The following is an 18,932-nucleotide window of genomic DNA, read 5'->3' on the forward strand; positions in this document are numbered from 1 at the left end:
ATAGTTTAACACCTTATTTAAAAAAATAAAATTGAACGGTTTATTTAAGTATGCTTAATTTTTTATATAAGCACTTGACTAATCGTAGGAATGGGTGTGGGACAGAAATCTATTTTTCTAATAAAGATTTCGTAGTCCCGCCCCAGCAAGGATGACAAGAGCCTGAGACATCTATTTATGTCCCAGGCTCGTTCTGTCCTTTTACTATATAAACGTGCTATAAATTTATTTTTACAATAATACGTAATATCGTTTATTGTACTCTGCTTTTCTTAAACAATCTAAATACGATATAAATAACTGCCAATATTATGATGACATACATAATATATGAATACGTGTGTAAGCCATTCATTAAGACGTCCCAGCTACCACTGAGCATTTTTCCTAAATAAATTAAAGCGAAATTCCAAATAGTTGTCCCAATGAGTGACAATACTGCAAACAAAACAACATTCATGCGGTTAATACCTGCTGGAATTGTAATAAGTACACGTAATACGGGAATAAAGCGACAAATAAATACGGCAATCGCGCCATACTTTTTAAACCAATCATTTGCTCGTGCCACATCTTTGCCTTTTAATTTGATCCATTTGCCATATTTATCAACAAAGCGATATAAACGCGCCTCAGAAACGAGTCTACTAATGTAGTAAAGTACCAGTAATCCGACCAATGAAGCAGCCGTTGAGATGATGAAAAGTACAGGAATTGATAAGTCAGATTTCACAGACATTAGCCCAGCAAAAGTTAAAATAATTTCCGATGGGATAAAAGGTAAAATGTTTTCAAGTAATATTAATATTGTAATTGCGGCATAGCCCCACGTACTGATAAAGTCAGTTAATATTTGTTCCATTTGTTTGCAATGCGCTCCTTTAAAATTCACTTAATGGTAAATTGTCATGCTCACTATATTATAAGCTAAAAAATGTGTTTGTACATATTATACTGCTAGGTCTTAAGGATGAAATATTATAAAAGTTATGCGTTTATAGAACGATGAACAGGATTAATTCGAAATATATAAAATAAATATTCTAAAAAAAGTTATTGTAAGCGATTTCACGATGTGGTAATATCTTTTTATACATTAGGTCATATGATGACTAGATATTGGGAGAAGGTTGGGGAACACATGGGACAAAAGAAAACAAATATTAGATGGTATTTTGCAATTGCATTTTTCATCATCGGTGTTATTGCATATATGGACCGTTCAAATATATCAATAATTGCAGGTCCAATGATGGAAGATTTAGATTTAAGTAAAAAGCAATTTGGGTTGTTAGCATCATTCTTTTCACTTGGGTATGCTTTAATGCAAGTGCCTTCTGGGTTTTTAGCAGAAAAATTCGGTTCTAAAAAAATGTTAACCATTGCGCTGGTTTGGTGGAGTGCATTTACGATTTTAACTGGTGTGGTGAAAAATCATGGTCTGCTTTATGCAGTTCGTTTCTTATTTGGAATTGGTGAAGCACCGATGTATCCATCAAACGCAGTATTTAATACCAATTGGTTTGCAAAAGGAGAAAAAGGTCGTGCATCTAGTGCACTATTAGCAGGTTCATACTTTGGACCTGTGATTGCTCCTGTAGTGACAATTGCTATTGTAAATATGTTTGGTTGGCAAGCAGTATTTTATATTTTTGGTGCTATAGGTTTTGTTATAGCCTTACTTTGGATGGTTATCGCAAAAGATTTACCAGAACAACATAAAATGGTTAATGAAGCTGAAAAGGATTATATCATTGAACACAGAGATATTATCAAAACAGAAAAATCTAAAGCACCTTGGAATATATTCTTGCAACGCTTTAGTTTTTACGCGTTAGCGGCTCAATATTTCGTAGTACAATTTGTTGTATCGTTATTCTTAATTTGGTTACCAACTTATTTAACAGAACAGTATCACGTTAAATTAACTGACCCTGAGATGGCTTGGGCAGCGGGCGCACCATGGATCGCAATGTTTGTATTAATTTTATGTGGTGGAGCGATTTCAGATAAACTATTGCAAAGTGGAAAGTCTCGTTTTATTGCGCGTGCATCAATTGCTATTATTGGATTCGTCGTATTCTGCATATCGCTATTTATGTCTATTCAAACAGATAATTTAGTGGTCAATGTCTTCTGGCTATCATTATGTCTAGGTGGTATTGGTATTGCTACAGGTATGAGTTGGGCAGCAGCGACAGACTTAGGACGCAATTTCTCAGGTTCAGTTTCAGGTTGGATGAATTTGTGGGGAAATATTGGTGCGTTACTCAGTCCTTTATTAGCAGGTGTAATGGTTGATATTGTAGGTTGGACGGTGACATTAGAACTTGTCATTATTCCAGTAATCTTTGCAATTATTATGTGGTTTTTTGTGAAACCAGATCAACCATTAATAATTGAAAAAGAAAAGCTATAACACAATGATATAGTTATTTTGAAAATAAAATTATGATCAAATAAGAGGTTGAAACACGATAAATGTTTCAACCTCTTATTTATATAGATAATAGCAATGCTATTTTGTTGAGTAAGTAGAACGAGCTCATATAATCTAAAATATTTACGAAGCACAACACTATCGAGCTGATAGAATGAGGTGTATAATTTTATATGAAAAGAGTGTATCGAAATAAGAAGAAGTATGTGTAGGTTATTGTCAAAATATACTTTAGTGATAAGGAGCATAGAGCAATGTTATATCAACATGGAACATTAGGTACTTTGATGGCGGGATTATTAGAAGGCACAGCTACGATAGATGAAATACTATCGCATGGTGATTTGGGTATTGGAACATTAACAGGATCTGATGGAGAAGTCATCATCGTTGACGGTAAAGCTTATCATGCAAATGAACACGGACAATTTAAAAAATTGTCAGGTAATGAATTAACACCATTTGCAACAATCACACCATTTAAACCAGATGATCAATTTGATGTGCGTCATATTACTGACTCGGAAGCACTGTTAAACAAAGTGCAACAACACGCTTTAAGTGACAATATATTTATTGCAGTTAAAATTACGGGGAAATTTGAAATGATGCATGTCAGAATGATGCCTAAACAAGAGCCGCCTTATACTAAATTAATAGAATCTGCGAAACGTCAGCCAGAATATACAAAAGAACAAGTGTATGGCACTGTAGTAGGATTTTATTCGCCGCAGTTATTTCATGGTATAGCAGCAGGTGGATTTCATCTACATTTTGTAGATGATGATACTAGTTTTGGTGGGCATGTCTTGGATTTCGAAATGAATCATGGGACAGTTGCCTTGAGTAATATTGAAACATTAGAACAACATTTCCCGGTAAATAATCAAACGTTTTTGGAAACTGATATCGACTATACGCGTATCAGCGAAGATATAACAGAAGCAGAATAATTATTTTTATACTAAATTGTACAAATTAATAACGAAATATTATAAAGAAAATGCTCTAGAAGAATTCATAAAAAGTGTTAAAATAGTAAAGTGATGTATTAAATTGACGTAACTTTAAAACTTATCTGCGAAGTGTCTGAGAGATGAGGCTGAGACAAAAAGAGATGATTCAGATTTTTGTTCATTTAGGCAGTAGCTGTCTGACATCTCATAGGAACTTGTTACAAGTTGTAAATATTTTGCCAGCTTTGTAGGGGTGGGGAAGCGAAATCAAAAAGAAAAAATTGATTTCTGTCCCATCCTTTTTATATGCCTTTTTATGTGGGGATATTATCAAACGAAACACATAACAAATTATTTATAAAAAGGAGTTGGATGACGCCATTGATTGATTATTTAAAATCACTGATACGATTTAACGCAATGAAAATTGATATAGCAAAAGGGATTAGACAATGTATACTCATGCTGATTCCGTTGTTAGTAGGTTATTTGACTGATCATTTTTCAATAGGATTATTAATTTCAACAGGGACATTAGCACATATCTATGTGTTTGGAGGATCGTCTCGCTCTAAATTACGAACTGTACTTTTTTCATCACTGGGATTATCGGTAGGAATGATATTAGGGACGCTTACCGTTAATCAACCACTAATTTTTGGAGTATTATTATTATTTGTTACGGTTATTCCGTATTATATTTTTAGTTCATTAAATATTCCTGGACCTTCTTCGACATTTTTCATAGTGGCATTTAGTTTGCCGATTAATTTACCTATCGCACCCGAAGAAGCTTTAACACGTGGTCTTGCAATGTTTGTTGGTGGTTTGCTTGCAACTGCAATTGTAGTTGTAGTGATTTTATTGTCTAAGGAAACTACTGAATTCAAGGCAATTAAAAATGATTATAATATAATTAAGCAATTGATTTATAACTTTGACGATCCAAAAGCTTTTGCGAAAGCGTCACAGTTTGCAGTAACTGCCTTTAGAAATTCTGACAACCAATTGATTACATCTAGCACAGCTAAATCGAAAGAATCGCCAGAATTTCAACGTTTATTGTTATTACACAATACGGCACAAGGGATTCACTCTGAACTTTTAGAATTAAATGAGAAAAATGCACGTCCACTGCCAAATGAAATCAAAGCAATGACAGATTATGTTATCAAACGTGTATATTCACAAGGCAAGACGCAACAACAATGGACGCAACAAGTTGATGTTGATAAAATCTATGAAAATTTAATGGATAGCATCGTTAAAGTTGATGCGATTATGAATGCAGATAAAGATCGAGTAGAACATGAAATAGATATTCGTGTGCCTATTTATGGTCACCGTATGTTACAAAATTTAACTTTAGATTCATTTGTATTTAGAAATACGATTCGTTATACGATAATAATGGCGATTTCAATTTTTATTGCTTTAATGTTTGATTTTGAAAAAGCATATTGGATTCCACTAAGTACCCATACTGTACTCTTAGGATCCACTACCTTGCACAGCTTTGAACGGGCAGGTTCGAGAGGAATAGGAACAATTATCGGTGTACTTATCTTATCATTGATACTATTAACTACACCTCCCGTTCCAGTCGCAATCATTCTACTGGCATTAGCAGCAGGTGTCACTGAAATGTTTGTCGGTGCAAACTATTCATTTGCCGTTATTTTCATTACAATTCAAGTCATTCTATTAAATGGCTTAGCGTCAAACCACTTGTCAATTCTTATCGCATTACCTAGAGTTATAGATGTTATCGTAGGTATTATTATTGCTGTGATTTGTTTATTAGTTATAGGTAGGAAAACGGCTTCTTCTATGTTACCTGCTACACTTGCAGCAGTAGCACGAGATGAGGCAGTCTTATTTCACTATTTATTTTCAAGCAATAAATATGCTTCTAGGGAACAAGATAAAAAAGAAATGCTCAAATTAAGTGTGAAATTGAATAATATGACGCAAGTATATAACAGTGCTAATGGCGAATTGTTCAGCAATAAGATGGTAGTACAGTATTATTACCCAAGTATTTATGCTCTAGAAGAAATTAGCTTTATGTTAACTCGAGCTTTAAGTAACGAGAAACGCTATCACGTTGATGATGAAACTATGGGCGAATATCTCTTGATTTTTGAAAATATAGCAAAACATTTTGAACGTGGTACAAATATTCAAGTACAAGAACTGTCTGCATTACCACAATATACACATATCAGAACTGCCTTGATGCGTATTCAAAATAACTGTATGAACGCAAGACAAGAAGTAAAATTATCTCTTGCATAATTGCGTAGAGCAGTAGTCTAATAATAAAGGAATGGCATAGAAGTCTGTATTTACTAAGATTTCATAGTGCCATTCCTTTTGTTTTGTGAATAGTAAAATAGAACGCTAGTTAGTCTGAGGGTTGTCTTCGGTATGACTGCTTACCGTGTTAGTGGACGATTAATCAGAGCTTTGAAACAACTAAGAGTAGAAGTTTTAAATTGTGGGAAGGTGGTAAAAGTTATCTAAGAAGCAAATCGATGAGGAGGAAATGAAATGCCTTGGACAATGGATGATTACCCTCAAAGTTGGAAAAATTTAGATGAGTTAGAACGGAAGAAAGCAATAGATATAGGCAATGCTATGTTGACAGATGAATATGAAGAAAGTAATGTCATTCCAATTGCAACAAAGCAAGCTGAAGCATGGTATAAGGATGCTTCAAAAAGTGAATTAAATGCATTAAAAAATAAAAAAATCACGCAACATAAGCAAGATGATTCTGCAAATCCATCATTGAATGATAATGATATACATGTATTTTATGAAGATAACCAATGGAAGGTAAAGACAGAAGGTGCCAAACAAGCATCGGAAACATTTGAGAAAAAAGAAGATGCACTAAAACGTGCGCGTCAAATTGCAGATAATCGTGATACTGACATCATTTCGCATAAGAAAAATGAATAAAAAATAGATAGACACGATACAGATAATTATAACTAAAGATGATTAGGGTAAAGATTTTACTTAAGAGCGACTCATTTTCTTTCACGAAAGAGTCGCTTTCTTATGTGCATTAATTTTAAAGATTGATACTAAGATGACTCTAATCCGAAATGCTACAGTCAGACTATTAAATACGTATTAATCAGCGGTGTCATTTACTTTGATTTAAAGCGCGAGCTGTTCGTTATATTTAAATTGTAATTTGAAATTAGGTATAATGATTGTTAAAAGAAGCGATTCATTGGAGGCTCGATATATATGTACATAGAACGAAAACCTTCGTTAAATATTGACGACTTAAAACAAGAGTTTAAAGAAAGTCTTAAGCATATTAATAGTTCGGAAGAAGCGTTAGATTTGGTAGTAGGCTTTGTGGCATTAGAGCAATTATATACATCAGCATTGAAAGAAATTAGTACAAAATTAGATATTTTAGATGATCAATTTCAACAAATGTATAAACATAATCCAATTCATCATATGGAACGTCGTGTGAAAGAAATGAGAAGTTTAATTAAAAAGTTAGACAGAAAAGGACATGAAATAAGTACAACATCTGCAAAGGATAATATTTTTGATATTGCAGGTATCAGAGTGGTATGTAATTATTTCGATGATATTTATGTTATTGAAAAATTATTATTACAACAAGAAGATATCAAACTGCTAAAACGTAAAGATTATATTGAACATCCTAAAGAAAATGGCTATAGAAGTTTACATATTGTAGTCACAGTTCCAGTATTTTTAGCGCATTCTGTTGAAACTGTACCTGTTGAAGTACAAATACGAACGATTGGTATGGATATGTGGGCTAGTTTAGAACACAAAATTCGTTATAAAAATAATGTGAATACTGAAAAATATAAAGACATATTGAAGCAATGTGCAACAGATATTACATCTGTAGAAAATAAAATGCAGGACATTCATTCTGAAGTATTTGATCACTAATACTTCTAAAAATCTAAAGTAATGCTTGCTCGTTACGTTACGTCATTATATAGGATGATGGTGAGGAGGTAATATATGATGACAGTATATCAAACAGGAGATTTAGCAAAGCAGTATCATGTCTCAGTTAGAACGATTCAATACTATGACAAACAGGGGCTTTTAAAAACAGTGACAACTGGCAAGAATGGTCGACGTATGTTTGATGATGAGAGTAAGCAAGATTTAGAAATTATTTTAATTTTAAAGCAATTTGGATTTGTACTCAAAGACATTAAAAAAATAATGGTGGAAGACAATAAATTACAGACTGTGCGTACGATGTTGCAGCAAAGAGCTATAGAAGTAGAAGATGAAATACAGTCACAACAAACATTATTGAAAGAAATACGTCAATTTAGTGAGTATATTGGAGAACATTCAGATGCATCTTTAGAAAAGCTCATCCATACGCAGCAATATGTACAGCATAAATCTAGATTAAAAAAAGTAACTAGACCCATGATGTATAGTCTAGTGCCTGTTGCAATATTGCAGTACACGAGCTTATTAACCAGTATTTTTATGAAGAAATGGTGGCCGTTACTGTTAGCACTACCTATCTTAATAACATATGCTGTATATTTTACACGCTTTATATATCGACATGTGGCGTATATTTGTCCTAATTGTCAATCGGCGTTCAATCCAAAGTTAATAAATTGGATGTTTGCCCGTCATACACCGTGGACGAGAAAATTGAATTGCCCACATTGTAATCAAGTGCATAATTGTATTGTCACAGTAAAATGAAATCACAAATATTAATCAAAATAATAGCAGCATGTCAGGGACTGTCCTGACATGCTTTTTTATGTGAAAAAGTTTAATGATTGCAAGCGCTTGCAAATATAAGGTATGTGTATTAACATACTTGTATACAAGTACATCGTTATCACGGACAGGGGTTGTTTAATATGGAATACGCATATCCAGAACAGTGGTTAGAAGGTGTTTCAAAGGGTGAAATGATCGCAGCTGAAATACGCTTAGGTATTGTCGATGGCACAATCGAACCCGATACATTATTAACAGAAAATCAAGTTGCAAAATCATTTAACGTGAGTCGCTCACCGGTAAGGGATGCATTTAAATTATTAAAACAAGATCAACTTATCAATTTAGAACGTATGGGAGCAGAGGTACTGGCTTTTGATGACAAAGAGAAGAAAGAGCTCTATGACTTACGTATTATGTTAGAATCCTTTGCATTTAGCAGAATAAAACCATTAAACCATGAACAAATTGTAAAGGAATTAAAGAAACAACTTGAAATGATGAAAGTGGCAGTGAAATTCGAGGATGCAGAAGCATTTACAGAGCATGATATGAAATTTCATGAAGTGACAATTATGGCTTCTAAACATCAATATCTAAAAACATTCTGGAATAATCTACGTCCAGTCATGGAGGCATTGATATTGTTATCTATGCGCAAAAGGATGAATGAAGATCCAGAGGATTTTGAGCGTATACATCATAATCATGAAGTATTTATCGATGCGATAGCAACGCAAGACACAGCTAAATTAAGAGAAGCATTTCATTTGAACTTTGATGATGTTGGCGATGATATTGATAGTTTTTGGTTGAGATAGTATGTTCAATGCAATAAAAATTGGGAGGTAAAATCATGAAGTATATGATTGGTGTAGATATAGGTACAACAAGTACGAAAGCAGTCCTATACGATGAAAAAGGTCAATTCATTATGAAACATAATATTGGCTATCCATTACACACACCGAATGTGGAAGTTTCAGAAGAGAATCCGGATGAGCTATTTGATGCAGTCTTAATGACCGTAAAGTATGTTATGAGGGAGTCAAATATTGCTAAAGAAGATTTGAAATTTATTTCATTCAGTGCACAAATGCATAGTTTAATTGCAATGGATGCAAGTCATCAGCGACTGACAGAGAACTTAACTTGGGCGGATAATCGTGCAAGTAAATATGCAGAAGAGATTAAGCAACAACATGACGGTGATGCCATTTATCAGAGAACTGGCACACCTATTCATCCAATGTCCCCATTAGCCAAAATATTTTGGATGAAATATGAACAGCAAGAAATATTCAAACAAACGACGACATTTGCAGATATAAAAACATATATCTTTTATCAGCTCTTCGAAACGTTTGTAATCGATCAGTCTATGGCTTCATCAACAGGTATGTTGAACTTGGAGTCACTTACATGGGACGCAGAAGCCTTGGCATTATTAGGTATTACTGAGTCACAATTACCTCAAGTTGTCCCAACTACGCATGTACTAACTGGCATGAAGCGTCGGTATGCAACTTTAATGGGAATAGACGAACAAACACCAATAATTGTGGGGGCGAGTGATGGCGTATTATCAAATTTAGGCGTTAATGCATTTAAAAAAGGTGAGGTTGCTGTGACAATTGGTACTTCAGGCGCTATAAGAACTGTGATAGACAAGCCGCGTACCGATGAAAAAGGACGTATCTTCTGTTACGTATTAACTGAAGATCATTACGTTATAGGTGGACCTGTAAATAACGGTGGTGTTGTCTTACGGTGGTTGCGTGATGAAATGTTAGCGAGTGAAGTAGAAACAGCAAAACGTTTAGGTGTAGACCCTTACGATGTATTAACTAAAATTGCGAATCGCGTTCAACCAGGTGCAGATGGTTTAATATTCCATCCATATTTAGCGGGAGAGCGTGCACCGTTATGGAACGCTGATGCGAGAGGTTCCTTCTTTGGTTTAACGTTATCACATAAAAAAGAGCACATGATAAGAGCTGCATTAGAAGGTGTACTTTATAATCTATATACTGTTTATCTTGCATTGATTGAAGTTATGGAAGAAACGCCTTTAACCATCAAAGCGACAGGTGGTTTTGCTAAGAGTGAAGTTTGGCGCCAAATGATGGCTGATATTTTTGATACGAATTTAATTGTGCCTGAAAGTTATGAAAGTTCTTGTTTAGGCGCATGTGTACTTGGCATGAAAGCATTAGGGGAAATTGATGACTTTTCAATTATAGAAGAAATGGTAGGCACAACAAATGAACATCAACCAAATGAAACGAATGTTATGACCTACCAACAACTGATTACAATATTTATAAATTTAAGTCGTTCATTAGAAGAACGTTATGCAGAAATTGCAACGTTTCAACGCAATCATGTGAGTGAACAATAGTCACTATCATAGGTTGTTTTAACAATAAAGAAAGGTAAGAGCACACTTGGGTATCGAAGATAAATACATAACAAGTGATTTCGACATCCCAAGTGCTTAACTTTCATAGCTAAAATTTTTAATTATAAAAGAAAGCGTTATCAAGGATGGATTGTGAGTAAGAAGAGTTTAAATACTATCCTGATTTCGAAAGGTGATTATGCAAATGTTTGAAATGATATGGCCACTCATTACAGTGGTGATAGGGATTGTTGTATTATTAGCACTGATTATTTTCCTGAAATTAAATACGTTTATTTCATTAATTATTACTTCAATTGTAACGGCGATTTTACTAGGCATGCCTTTAGATAAAATCATCGAGACAATAGAAAATGGTATGGGTAGTACGCTAGGACATATTGCTTTGATATTTGGATTAGGTGCGATATTGGGTAAATTACTTGCCGATGGTGGTGGAGCGACACGTATAGCAGACACTTTGATTCAGAAATTTGGGCACAAACATGTGCAATGGGCGATGCTCGTTGCAGCATTTATTGTTGGTATTGCTTTATTTTTTGAAGTCGGACTCGTCTTATTGATTCCACTTGTATTCACAATTGCGAAACGTGCAAATATTTCACAATTAAAACTAGGACTCCCTATGGTTGTTGCGTTATCAGTTACACATGGTTTCCTACCGCCACATCCAGGACCAGTTGTGATTGCAAAAGAATTACAAGCCAATTTGGGACATGTATTACTGTATGGCATTATTATTGCGATTCCAGTGACAATCATTGCAGGACCATTATTTAATAAAATTGCACAAAAAATAACGCCGACTGCCTACGAACGTGAAGGTGACATTTCAGCGTTAGGTGCACAAAGAACATTTACAGAATCTGAAATGCCTGGCTTCGGTATTAGCTTGTTAACAGCGATATCACCTGTGATCTTAATGTTATTATCAACGGTGGTACAATTAGTTACTGGAAATGAATCTGCGACAAATGGATTTGAAGCCTTTATATACTTTATTGGTACAGCAGGTACAGCAATGTTAATAGCTGTGTTGTTCGCAATGTTTACGATGGGTGTTAAACAAGGACGTAAAAATGCTGACATTATGGATTCCGTCTCAAGTGCAATATACCCAATTGGTATGATGATCTTGATTATTGGTGGTGGTGGAACCTTTAAACAAGTCTTAATTGATGGTGGTGTTGGTGATACCATCGCTAAATTATTTGAGGGAACGGAAATGTCTCCAATATTACTTGCATGGATTGTGGCAGCCGTACTACGTATTGCATTAGGTTCATCAACGGTCGCAGCGATTTCATCCACGGGGATTGTGCTGCCATTGTTACAATCATCAGATGTGAATGTCGCTTTAGTGGTACTTGCGATTGGTGCGGGTAGTGTCATCTTGTCACATGTAAATGATGCAGGATTTTGGATGTTTAAAGAATATTTTGGATTGACGGTTAAAGAAACCTTTTTAACATGGTCGTTACTTGAAACTGTCATATCCGTTTCTGGTCTCGTCTTTATTTTGATTTTAAGTATTTTTGTTTAAAATTAAATCTAAATATGCGTAAAATGCCTTCATTTTGATTGACATCATTATGGGGGCATTTGTCTGTACTAGACATTGTTTTTAATCGAACACGGTACTTTAGGTTTCAGACATACACTATGGAAAATACAACACGACTTATTTTCGAAATGATAAAATAGAGAGGTTATGATTGTATTGCAATGACAGATTCGGAGATAATACATACTTTTCAATACATCTTGGCATCTAAAAGTGATCATAACAAATAGGTGTTTATAGCAACTTGTATATGCATAAAGGGGGATTTTATGAAAAGAATATTATTAATTGCGAGTGCCTTTATTGGTGTGATTGTAGGAGCAGGATTTGCATCTGGACAAGAAGTACTTCAATATTTCACGAGTTTTGGCATGATGGGAACATTGGGAGCGATAATTACTACAGTATTATTTACATATGTAGGTATGATGCTTGTCTGGCTTGGTAGTAAATCACAGACAGATTCGCATAAAACAGTCATTCATCGTATCACTGGTACGTCACTCTTCGGGAAAATTTTAGGTTGGATCATTGATTTGGTTATCATCTTCACATTGTTTGGTGTCGGTGTTGTAATGATTGCTGGTGCCGGTTCAAATTTAAATCAACAATTTGGGCTACCAAGTATTGTAGGTACTTTATTAATGACTGTCCTTATTTTATTGGCAGGCATGTTAAAAGTTGAAGGTGTAGTGAAAGTTATTGGTAATATCACGCCGTGTTTAATTATTTTTATTATTATTATTTCTGTATTTAGTTTTATGACGGCTGATACATCATTTTCACAATTAAATACACTGGCAGATGCCAAACCTTCGACATTACCGAATTGGTTTGTGGCGGGCGTAAACTATGCATCGTTTAACACTGCGGTTGGTGCATCTATGGCAATTGTTATGGGTGGTTCCGAAAAGAATACGAAAGTTGCAGCAATCGGTGGTTTGGTAGGCGGATTGGCACTAGGCCTAATGATAGTTTTAAGTCATTTAGCTATTTTTACGCAAATAGATACGGTTGGAGACATGGAAATGCCGATGTTAGGTATTGTCAATAACATCTCTCCTGTATTAGGCGTTATTATGGCTATCGTGATCTTTGGCATGATTTTTAATACGGGACTGGGTATGTTTTATGCTTTTGCGACACGCTTTACTGAGGTTGATTCACGTCAATTTAAAGTGTTTTATACGCTTACCGTAGTTGTTGGATTATGTTTAAGCTTTGTAGGTTTTACGGATTTAGTAGCCATATTCTATCCGTTAATTGGTTATTTAGGTTTAGTCCTCATATTGGTATTGTTCTACGCACCTTTTAAAATGAAGCTAGGCAGAAAATAATATCCTACTATATACGTTGAGGTGTATATTCGGTAATTAAATTTAAAGTTTGATTTGTATGGGGTTGAGACAAAAATAGATGTCTCAGCTCCTTTTGCTATTAGTTATCTTTGACGGAGTGGAACGATGGTACCTTTTTAGACAAGTTAGGTTTCTTTTCTACTTTCATATAATTTCAAGCACACTTTATTTCTATTTTTTAGTTATAATAAAATTATAGGAATGGGGTGTTTTTTTATGAACGAAGAAACATTGGAAATATTGCAGATGCATGCACTTCAATTGTTAGGGATTCAATTAGAAGGATTTGATATGGATGATTTAAAGGGAATTAGTAATCACATTAAGACACCGTTCACCAATACGGCGCGTAAGCAGTATAGGAATGAGCTTAAACATTTTATCGTTCACATGCATAGCAATAAAATCTATCATTATACTAATAGTTTTGATGTGAATTTTTTAATTTTCAAATTTAAAAAATATAAGCAAGTGTATATCATTGGTCCTTATATGGAGCAACGACCGAATGAGCGTCGGTGTAATGAACTCTTACAGAGGGCAGATATTAAAATATCTAAACTTTCTATATTGAAACAATACTTATTACGCATACCACTATGTCATCATGTTAAAGCACAAAAAATGTGTCGTTTAGCAATTCGTTTTTTAAAGAAAAGAAATACCAGTTATGAAACAGTGCAAATTGATTTGAATTTTCATTCGACTTCTGAAGTTCTGGCTGCTTCAAAAGTGCAAATTGATTATACGTTATAAGAAATCGAGCAACGTTATAATTTAGAAAATCAATTACTGACTGCTGTAGAAAATGGTAATGTCAATGAAGCATTATCTATATTAAATGAAATGAATCTGTCTGTAGCTGGGTTACGTAGAGTGAAAGATGATATTTCAAACGAGCAGTATAAAGCATTTTTAATTAATACTTTATGTCGTAAAGCTGGTGAAAAAGCAGGTATTAGTTTACTACATATTGATGAAATTTCAGAGAAATATGCGGCGATTATAGATCAAACGATGGACAGTGAGACCCTTGATGAGATTATTCATTCAATCGTAAAAGAATATGCAGAACGTGCGATGAAGACGAAAGCAAATGCTTACAGTCCAAAAATTAGCAAAGTAATACAGTATATCGAACAGAATTTGGATAGTACATTATCCTTGAATGACCTAGCAAATCATGTCAATCTTGCGCCGAGTTATCTATCACGCATATTTAATCAAGAGTTACACCAATCTATTTCACAATATATTATTGCGTTAAGAGTGAAGAAAGGACGCGACCTGATTTCACGCACAAAGATGACAGTGTCAGAAATAGCGACTTATGTTGGTTTTAAAGAGCAAAGTTACTTTACACAATGTTTCAAAAAGCAATATGGCATGACACCATTAAAGTATCGAACGGAGCATAAAGAGTTTTATTAAAGTATGGCATTATAGTAATGAGTGGGAAATTTGTGATTTTTAGTAAATAAAATTATAAAAATGTAAAAATAATATTAAAAGAGACGGTAAATGATGCCAAATAAACATTTTGAGAAAATATTTTTACAACTTTAGTTGCATGCAAAGGAAAATAGGGATTGAAGCGGCCAACTTTTTAGGATAGGCATGGTTTCAACTATTACAATAGATTGGAAAAATAACATGTTAAGTGACATACTTTCCAATTTTATAACAACGTTGTTATTTTTAATTGACTGTTCCCATTTTCAAAATATAATAAAAATAAGCTCTCTATAAATGAGTTACAGGGGATGTATGTCATCGACTTGATCAATCGATGGAATTTATGGAGTACTATTTTTTGGATATATAAGAAAACGCTTACAAATTATATCTATTTATGGATGCTTGTTATGACTAAAATCACGAATACAGACCAAAAGGTGTTTGGATGACAGTAGCGATTCGAACATGTTGATGGTGGAAAGAGGTAATCAGTATGGTTACAGCAAAATTAAAACCGGCACATAGTAAGTTGAAAAGTTTTAAAGAAATTCAAGAGCCTAAGTTAAAATTTAAAGAGAAATTGTCATATGGCTTTGGAGATTTAGGGAACGGTATGATGTTTGATATGGGGCAAATTTATTTGCTATTGTTCTATACGGATATATTAGGCATTCCTTCGTGGGTTGGCGGCATGGTGTTTTTAGTGTCGAAATTTTTTGATGCCTTTGTAGATACGGCTGTGGGTACTTTAGTTGATAATCAGACCAATTTTGCGAAACGTGGTAAATTTAAGCCATTTATTTTATACGGCAGTATACCTTTAGCAATACTAACAGTAATTACATTCTTATCTCCAGACATTGGTCAAACTGGTAAAATTATCTGGGCGTTTGGCTCATATTTATTATTTAATGCAGCATATTCTTTTGTGAATATTCCTTATGGTTCATTATCTGCGTCCATGACGATTAATGCAGATGATCGTACACAATTATCCGTCTTTCGTAACATGGGATCGCAAGGTGCAATGTTTATCTCTGGGATTGTCGTCATACCGGTAGTTAGTTTGTTTCCAAACCACCAAATTGGTTATCCAATTGCTGTAGGTATTTTGGCGGTTGCTGGTGTTATTTTCCATATGATTTGTTATAAAGGGGTAACGGAAAGACATACAGTGGAACGACCAAAGGAAAAAGGGATAGGGCGCAAAGCATTTTTAAACTTATTGAAGAATAGACCATTCATTGTCTTGGCGGTTTATACATTACTAACAATTAGTGCGTTATTTTTACAACAATCTTCTCAGTTATATTATTTTAAATATGTCTTAGGTCAAGAGAATTTGGTAGGAATAGTAAGCACATTGAACTTTATTGTCTTAATTCCTGCGTTGTTGTTAACGACATTTTTAAGTAAAATGTTTGGTAAAAAAATGACTGCTATCATTGGCGTTGGTGGATTTATATTATTCCAATTTATCAATTTTACATTTTTCTCTGATAACATTGTGATGTTCTTAGTTATAAATACAATTGCGCAATTATTTTTAGTAATTCCTAACACAGTGACTTGGGCATTTATCGCCGATGTTGTGGAATATGGACAATGGCAAACTGGCCTTAGATCTGAAGGGATTATCTATGCAAGTTATAGCTTTACAAGAAAGATATCTCAAGGATTAGCTGGTTTCATACCAGGAGCTTCTTTAACACTTATAGGATTTGTACCAAATGCAACACAATCAGCGGGTACATTACAAGGCTTGAAAATCTTATTCTTTATTGTGCCAGCAACAGCTTGTTTAATCGCAGTAATCTTGTTCTTCTTCGCATATCCATTGACTGATCGCAAACATAAACAAATTGTTAAAGAATTAGCGTTGCGAGAAGAATTATAATTTTAAAAAAGAGTTCGACATATGAAAGGAGTTATACAACATGTTATATCCAGTTGTAAATGATTATAGAAGTATCATTGATTTAAATGGTATTTGGCAATTCAAATTAGAAAACAATAATGAGACGGTAGATGTATCTCAACCTTTAAAAACAGACAAAGTCATGGCAGTACCAGGCTCTTATAATGATCAAGGGGTTACTGCTGATATTCGCAACCATGTAGGCAATGTTTAGTATGAAAGAACATTTACTGTACCGAATGTATTACGAAATGAACGTATTGTACTGAGATTTGGTTCTGCTACACATAAAGCAACGATTTATATTGATGGTCAGGAAGTGACATCGCATCAAGGTGGCTTTTTACCTTTTGAAGTGGAACTTTCAGAAGTCCATCGCTCAGGCACGCATCGTTTAACTGTATGTGTGAATAACATATTAGATGAGACGACGTTACCAGTGGGTGACTACAGTGAATCGACAGATAAAGATGGTAATGTTATTAAGAAAAATTCTCCAAACTTTGATTTCTTCAACTATGCAGGATTACATAGACCAGTAAAAATCTACACAACACCACGAACTTTTATTGAAGATATTGAAATTGTACCAGAACTTGAAGCGGACGTTGCACATGTGAATTACAAGATAACAACAAGTGCATCTGTTGAAGCAGTGCAAGTAAGGTTAGTTGATGAAGATGGTAATTCTATTGCGGAAGCAACGGGTGAATCGGGAACTATTCACGTTGAACAGCCACATTTATGGGAACCTTTAAATGCCTATTTATATCATTTAGAAGTTTCTATTTTGGATAATGGGACCGCTATTGACACATATGCAGAACGCTTTGGTATACGTTCTGTAGAAGTAAAAAATGGTCAATTCTTAATTAATGATAAACCGTTCTACTTTAAAGGATTCGGCAAACATGAAGATAGCTATTATAATGGTCGTGGTATGAATGAAGTAACCAATGTATTAGACTTCAACCTTATGAAATGGATTGGAGCAAACTCATTTAGAACTTCACACTATCCATACTCAGAAGAGATGATGCGTTTAGCCGATGAACAAGGTATCGTCATCATTGATGAAACAACTGCAGTAGGTGTGCATTTGAATTTTAGTGCTATTTTAAGTGGTGACAGAAAAAGAGATACATTTAAAGAAATAGGTACGCAAGCAGCTCATGAAGATGTGATTAAAGGCTTAATCGCACGTGATAAAAACCACGCCTGTGTAGTAATGTGGTCGATTGCCAATGAACCTGCATCAGATGAAGTGGGGGCTAAAGAATACTTTGAACCATTAATCAATTTAGCGCATACATGTGATCCACAAAATAGACCAGTGACAATAGTAACTATTTTGACTTCACAACCGGATACGTGCCAAGTTCAAGACTTAGTAGATGTGTTGTGTTTAAATCGCTATTATGGTTGGTACACACAATCAGGGGATTTAGAAGCAGCGAAAATAGCGCTAGCACAAGAATTAGATGGTTGGACTGAAAAGCAACCAGGCAAACCGATTATGTTCACAGAATACGGTGCCGATACAGTGGCAGGTATGCATTCATTGAATGATGAATTATTTACTGAAGAATATCAAATTCGTTATTATGAGGCGAATCATGAAGTCATTGATCGATATCCGCAATTCATTGGGGAACAAACGTGGAATTTTGCAGACTTTGAAACTTCGACAGGGATAATTAGAGTTCAAGGTAATAAGAAAGGTATTTTTACGCGTGAACGCAGACCTAAAGCAGTTGCACATTATTTCAAACAACGTTGGGAAAGTATCCCAGATTTTGGATACAAAGGGTAACATGCCTCAATCTTGTTAACTAGAATTATTAAAAATCGTTTAGTTGATTATAATGCCCTTCTTCTATAATGCATAGAAGAAGGGCTGTTTTTTGTATTGATATCAATCATCATGTAACAATAAAAAAGACGGGAGCGGGCAGAAATCTAATATTGCTAAAAGATTTCATTGTTCTACTCTCGTCTAGTTATTTTTATTAGTTTGAGCTGCATATATCAATGAAGTTT

At 34.4% G+C, this 18,932-nt stretch carries 12 protein-coding genes and 2 pseudogenes; 13 read left to right on the top strand and 1 reads right to left on the bottom strand.

Annotated elements, in window-relative coordinates:
• Positions 1–253: 253 nt before the first annotated feature.
• Complete coding sequence (locus tag ACSULM_RS06225; RefSeq protein ID WP_436854448.1) at positions 254–862, bottom strand: DedA family protein; 609 nt, start codon at positions 860–862, stop codon at positions 254–256.
• Between the two features lie 279 nt (positions 863–1,141).
• Between ACSULM_RS06225 and ACSULM_RS06230 the strand changes: the two genes are divergently transcribed.
• From ACSULM_RS06230 to uidA, 13 genes and pseudogenes are all read left to right on the top strand, one after another.
• Positions 1,142–2,419 (top strand): MFS transporter, encoded by a 1,278-nt coding sequence (locus tag ACSULM_RS06230; RefSeq protein ID WP_436861398.1) that lies wholly within the window; start codon positions 1,142–1,144, stop codon positions 2,417–2,419.
• Between the two features lie 275 nt (positions 2,420–2,694).
• Entirely contained in the window at positions 2,695–3,393 is a 699-nt protein-coding gene (gene budA / locus ACSULM_RS06235; RefSeq protein ID WP_436861400.1) for an acetolactate decarboxylase, read from the top strand.
• A gap of 375 nt (positions 3,394–3,768) precedes the next feature.
• Positions 3,769–5,694: an FUSC family protein gene (locus tag ACSULM_RS06240; protein WP_436861402.1), complete on the top strand. Its 1,926-nt coding sequence runs from the start codon at positions 3,769–3,771 to the stop codon at positions 5,692–5,694.
• A gap of 255 nt (positions 5,695–5,949) precedes the next feature.
• Complete coding sequence (locus ACSULM_RS06245) at positions 5,950–6,363, top strand: DUF2188 domain-containing protein (RefSeq protein WP_436861404.1); 414 nt, start codon at positions 5,950–5,952, stop codon at positions 6,361–6,363.
• 297 nt (positions 6,364–6,660) lie between these two features.
• Positions 6,661–7,356, top strand: coding sequence for a GTP pyrophosphokinase (locus ACSULM_RS06250; protein ID WP_436861406.1), 696 nt, complete (start codon positions 6,661–6,663; stop codon positions 7,354–7,356).
• Positions 7,357–7,434: 78 nt separating this feature from the next.
• Positions 7,435–8,148, top strand: coding sequence for a MerR family transcriptional regulator (locus tag ACSULM_RS06255; RefSeq protein WP_436861409.1), 714 nt, complete (start codon positions 7,435–7,437; stop codon positions 8,146–8,148).
• 164 nt (positions 8,149–8,312) lie between these two features.
• Positions 8,313–8,993, top strand: a complete 681-nt coding sequence (locus ACSULM_RS06260; RefSeq protein ID WP_436854455.1) for a GntR family transcriptional regulator — start codon at positions 8,313–8,315, stop codon at positions 8,991–8,993.
• Positions 8,994–9,028: 35 nt separating this feature from the next.
• Complete coding sequence (gene gntK, locus ACSULM_RS06265; protein WP_436861411.1) at positions 9,029–10,573, top strand: gluconokinase; 1,545 nt, start codon at positions 9,029–9,031, stop codon at positions 10,571–10,573.
• 205 nt (positions 10,574–10,778) lie between these two features.
• On the top strand, positions 10,779–12,137 hold the full coding sequence (locus ACSULM_RS06270; protein ID WP_436861413.1) for a gluconate:H+ symporter: 1,359 nt from the start codon (positions 10,779–10,781) through the stop codon (positions 12,135–12,137).
• A 290-nt stretch (positions 12,138–12,427) separates the two neighbouring features.
• On the top strand, positions 12,428–13,495 hold the full coding sequence (locus ACSULM_RS06275) for a YkvI family membrane protein (RefSeq protein WP_436861414.1): 1,068 nt from the start codon (positions 12,428–12,430) through the stop codon (positions 13,493–13,495).
• A gap of 237 nt (positions 13,496–13,732) precedes the next feature.
• A pseudogene (locus tag ACSULM_RS06280) lies at positions 13,733–14,947 on the top strand (helix-turn-helix domain-containing protein).
• 520 nt (positions 14,948–15,467) lie between these two features.
• Positions 15,468–16,871, top strand: coding sequence for an MFS transporter (locus tag ACSULM_RS06285; protein WP_436861415.1), 1,404 nt, complete (start codon positions 15,468–15,470; stop codon positions 16,869–16,871).
• A gap of 40 nt (positions 16,872–16,911) precedes the next feature.
• Positions 16,912–18,705 (top strand): annotated as a pseudogene (uidA, locus tag ACSULM_RS06290) (beta-glucuronidase).
• Positions 18,706–18,932 lie beyond the last annotated feature (227 nt).

Source organism: Staphylococcus caeli (genome assembly GCF_051413795.1).
GTDB classification, from domain to species: Bacteria; Bacillota; Bacilli; order Staphylococcales; family Staphylococcaceae; genus Staphylococcus; species Staphylococcus caeli_A.

Bases quoted from the DNA above. Each gene is read 5' to 3' on its own strand.
- ACSULM_RS06225 (WP_436854448.1), bottom strand. From the start codon at position 862: ATGGAACAAATATTAACTGACTTTATCAGTACGTGGGGCTATGCCGCA.
- ACSULM_RS06230 (WP_436861398.1), top strand. From the start codon at position 1,142: ATGGGACAAAAGAAAACAAATATTAGATGGTATTTTGCAATTGCATTT.
- budA (WP_436861400.1), top strand. From the start codon at position 2,695: ATGTTATATCAACATGGAACATTAGGTACTTTGATGGCGGGATTATTA.
- ACSULM_RS06240 (WP_436861402.1), top strand. From the start codon at position 3,769: ATGACGCCATTGATTGATTATTTAAAATCACTGATACGATTTAACGCA.
- ACSULM_RS06245 (WP_436861404.1), top strand. From the start codon at position 5,950: ATGCCTTGGACAATGGATGATTACCCTCAAAGTTGGAAAAATTTAGAT.
- ACSULM_RS06250 (WP_436861406.1), top strand. From the start codon at position 6,661: ATGTACATAGAACGAAAACCTTCGTTAAATATTGACGACTTAAAACAA.
- ACSULM_RS06255 (WP_436861409.1), top strand. From the start codon at position 7,435: ATGACAGTATATCAAACAGGAGATTTAGCAAAGCAGTATCATGTCTCA.
- ACSULM_RS06260 (WP_436854455.1), top strand. From the start codon at position 8,313: ATGGAATACGCATATCCAGAACAGTGGTTAGAAGGTGTTTCAAAGGGT.
- gntK (WP_436861411.1), top strand. From the start codon at position 9,029: ATGAAGTATATGATTGGTGTAGATATAGGTACAACAAGTACGAAAGCA.
- ACSULM_RS06270 (WP_436861413.1), top strand. From the start codon at position 10,779: ATGTTTGAAATGATATGGCCACTCATTACAGTGGTGATAGGGATTGTT.
- ACSULM_RS06275 (WP_436861414.1), top strand. From the start codon at position 12,428: ATGAAAAGAATATTATTAATTGCGAGTGCCTTTATTGGTGTGATTGTA.
- ACSULM_RS06285 (WP_436861415.1), top strand. From the start codon at position 15,468: ATGGTTACAGCAAAATTAAAACCGGCACATAGTAAGTTGAAAAGTTTT.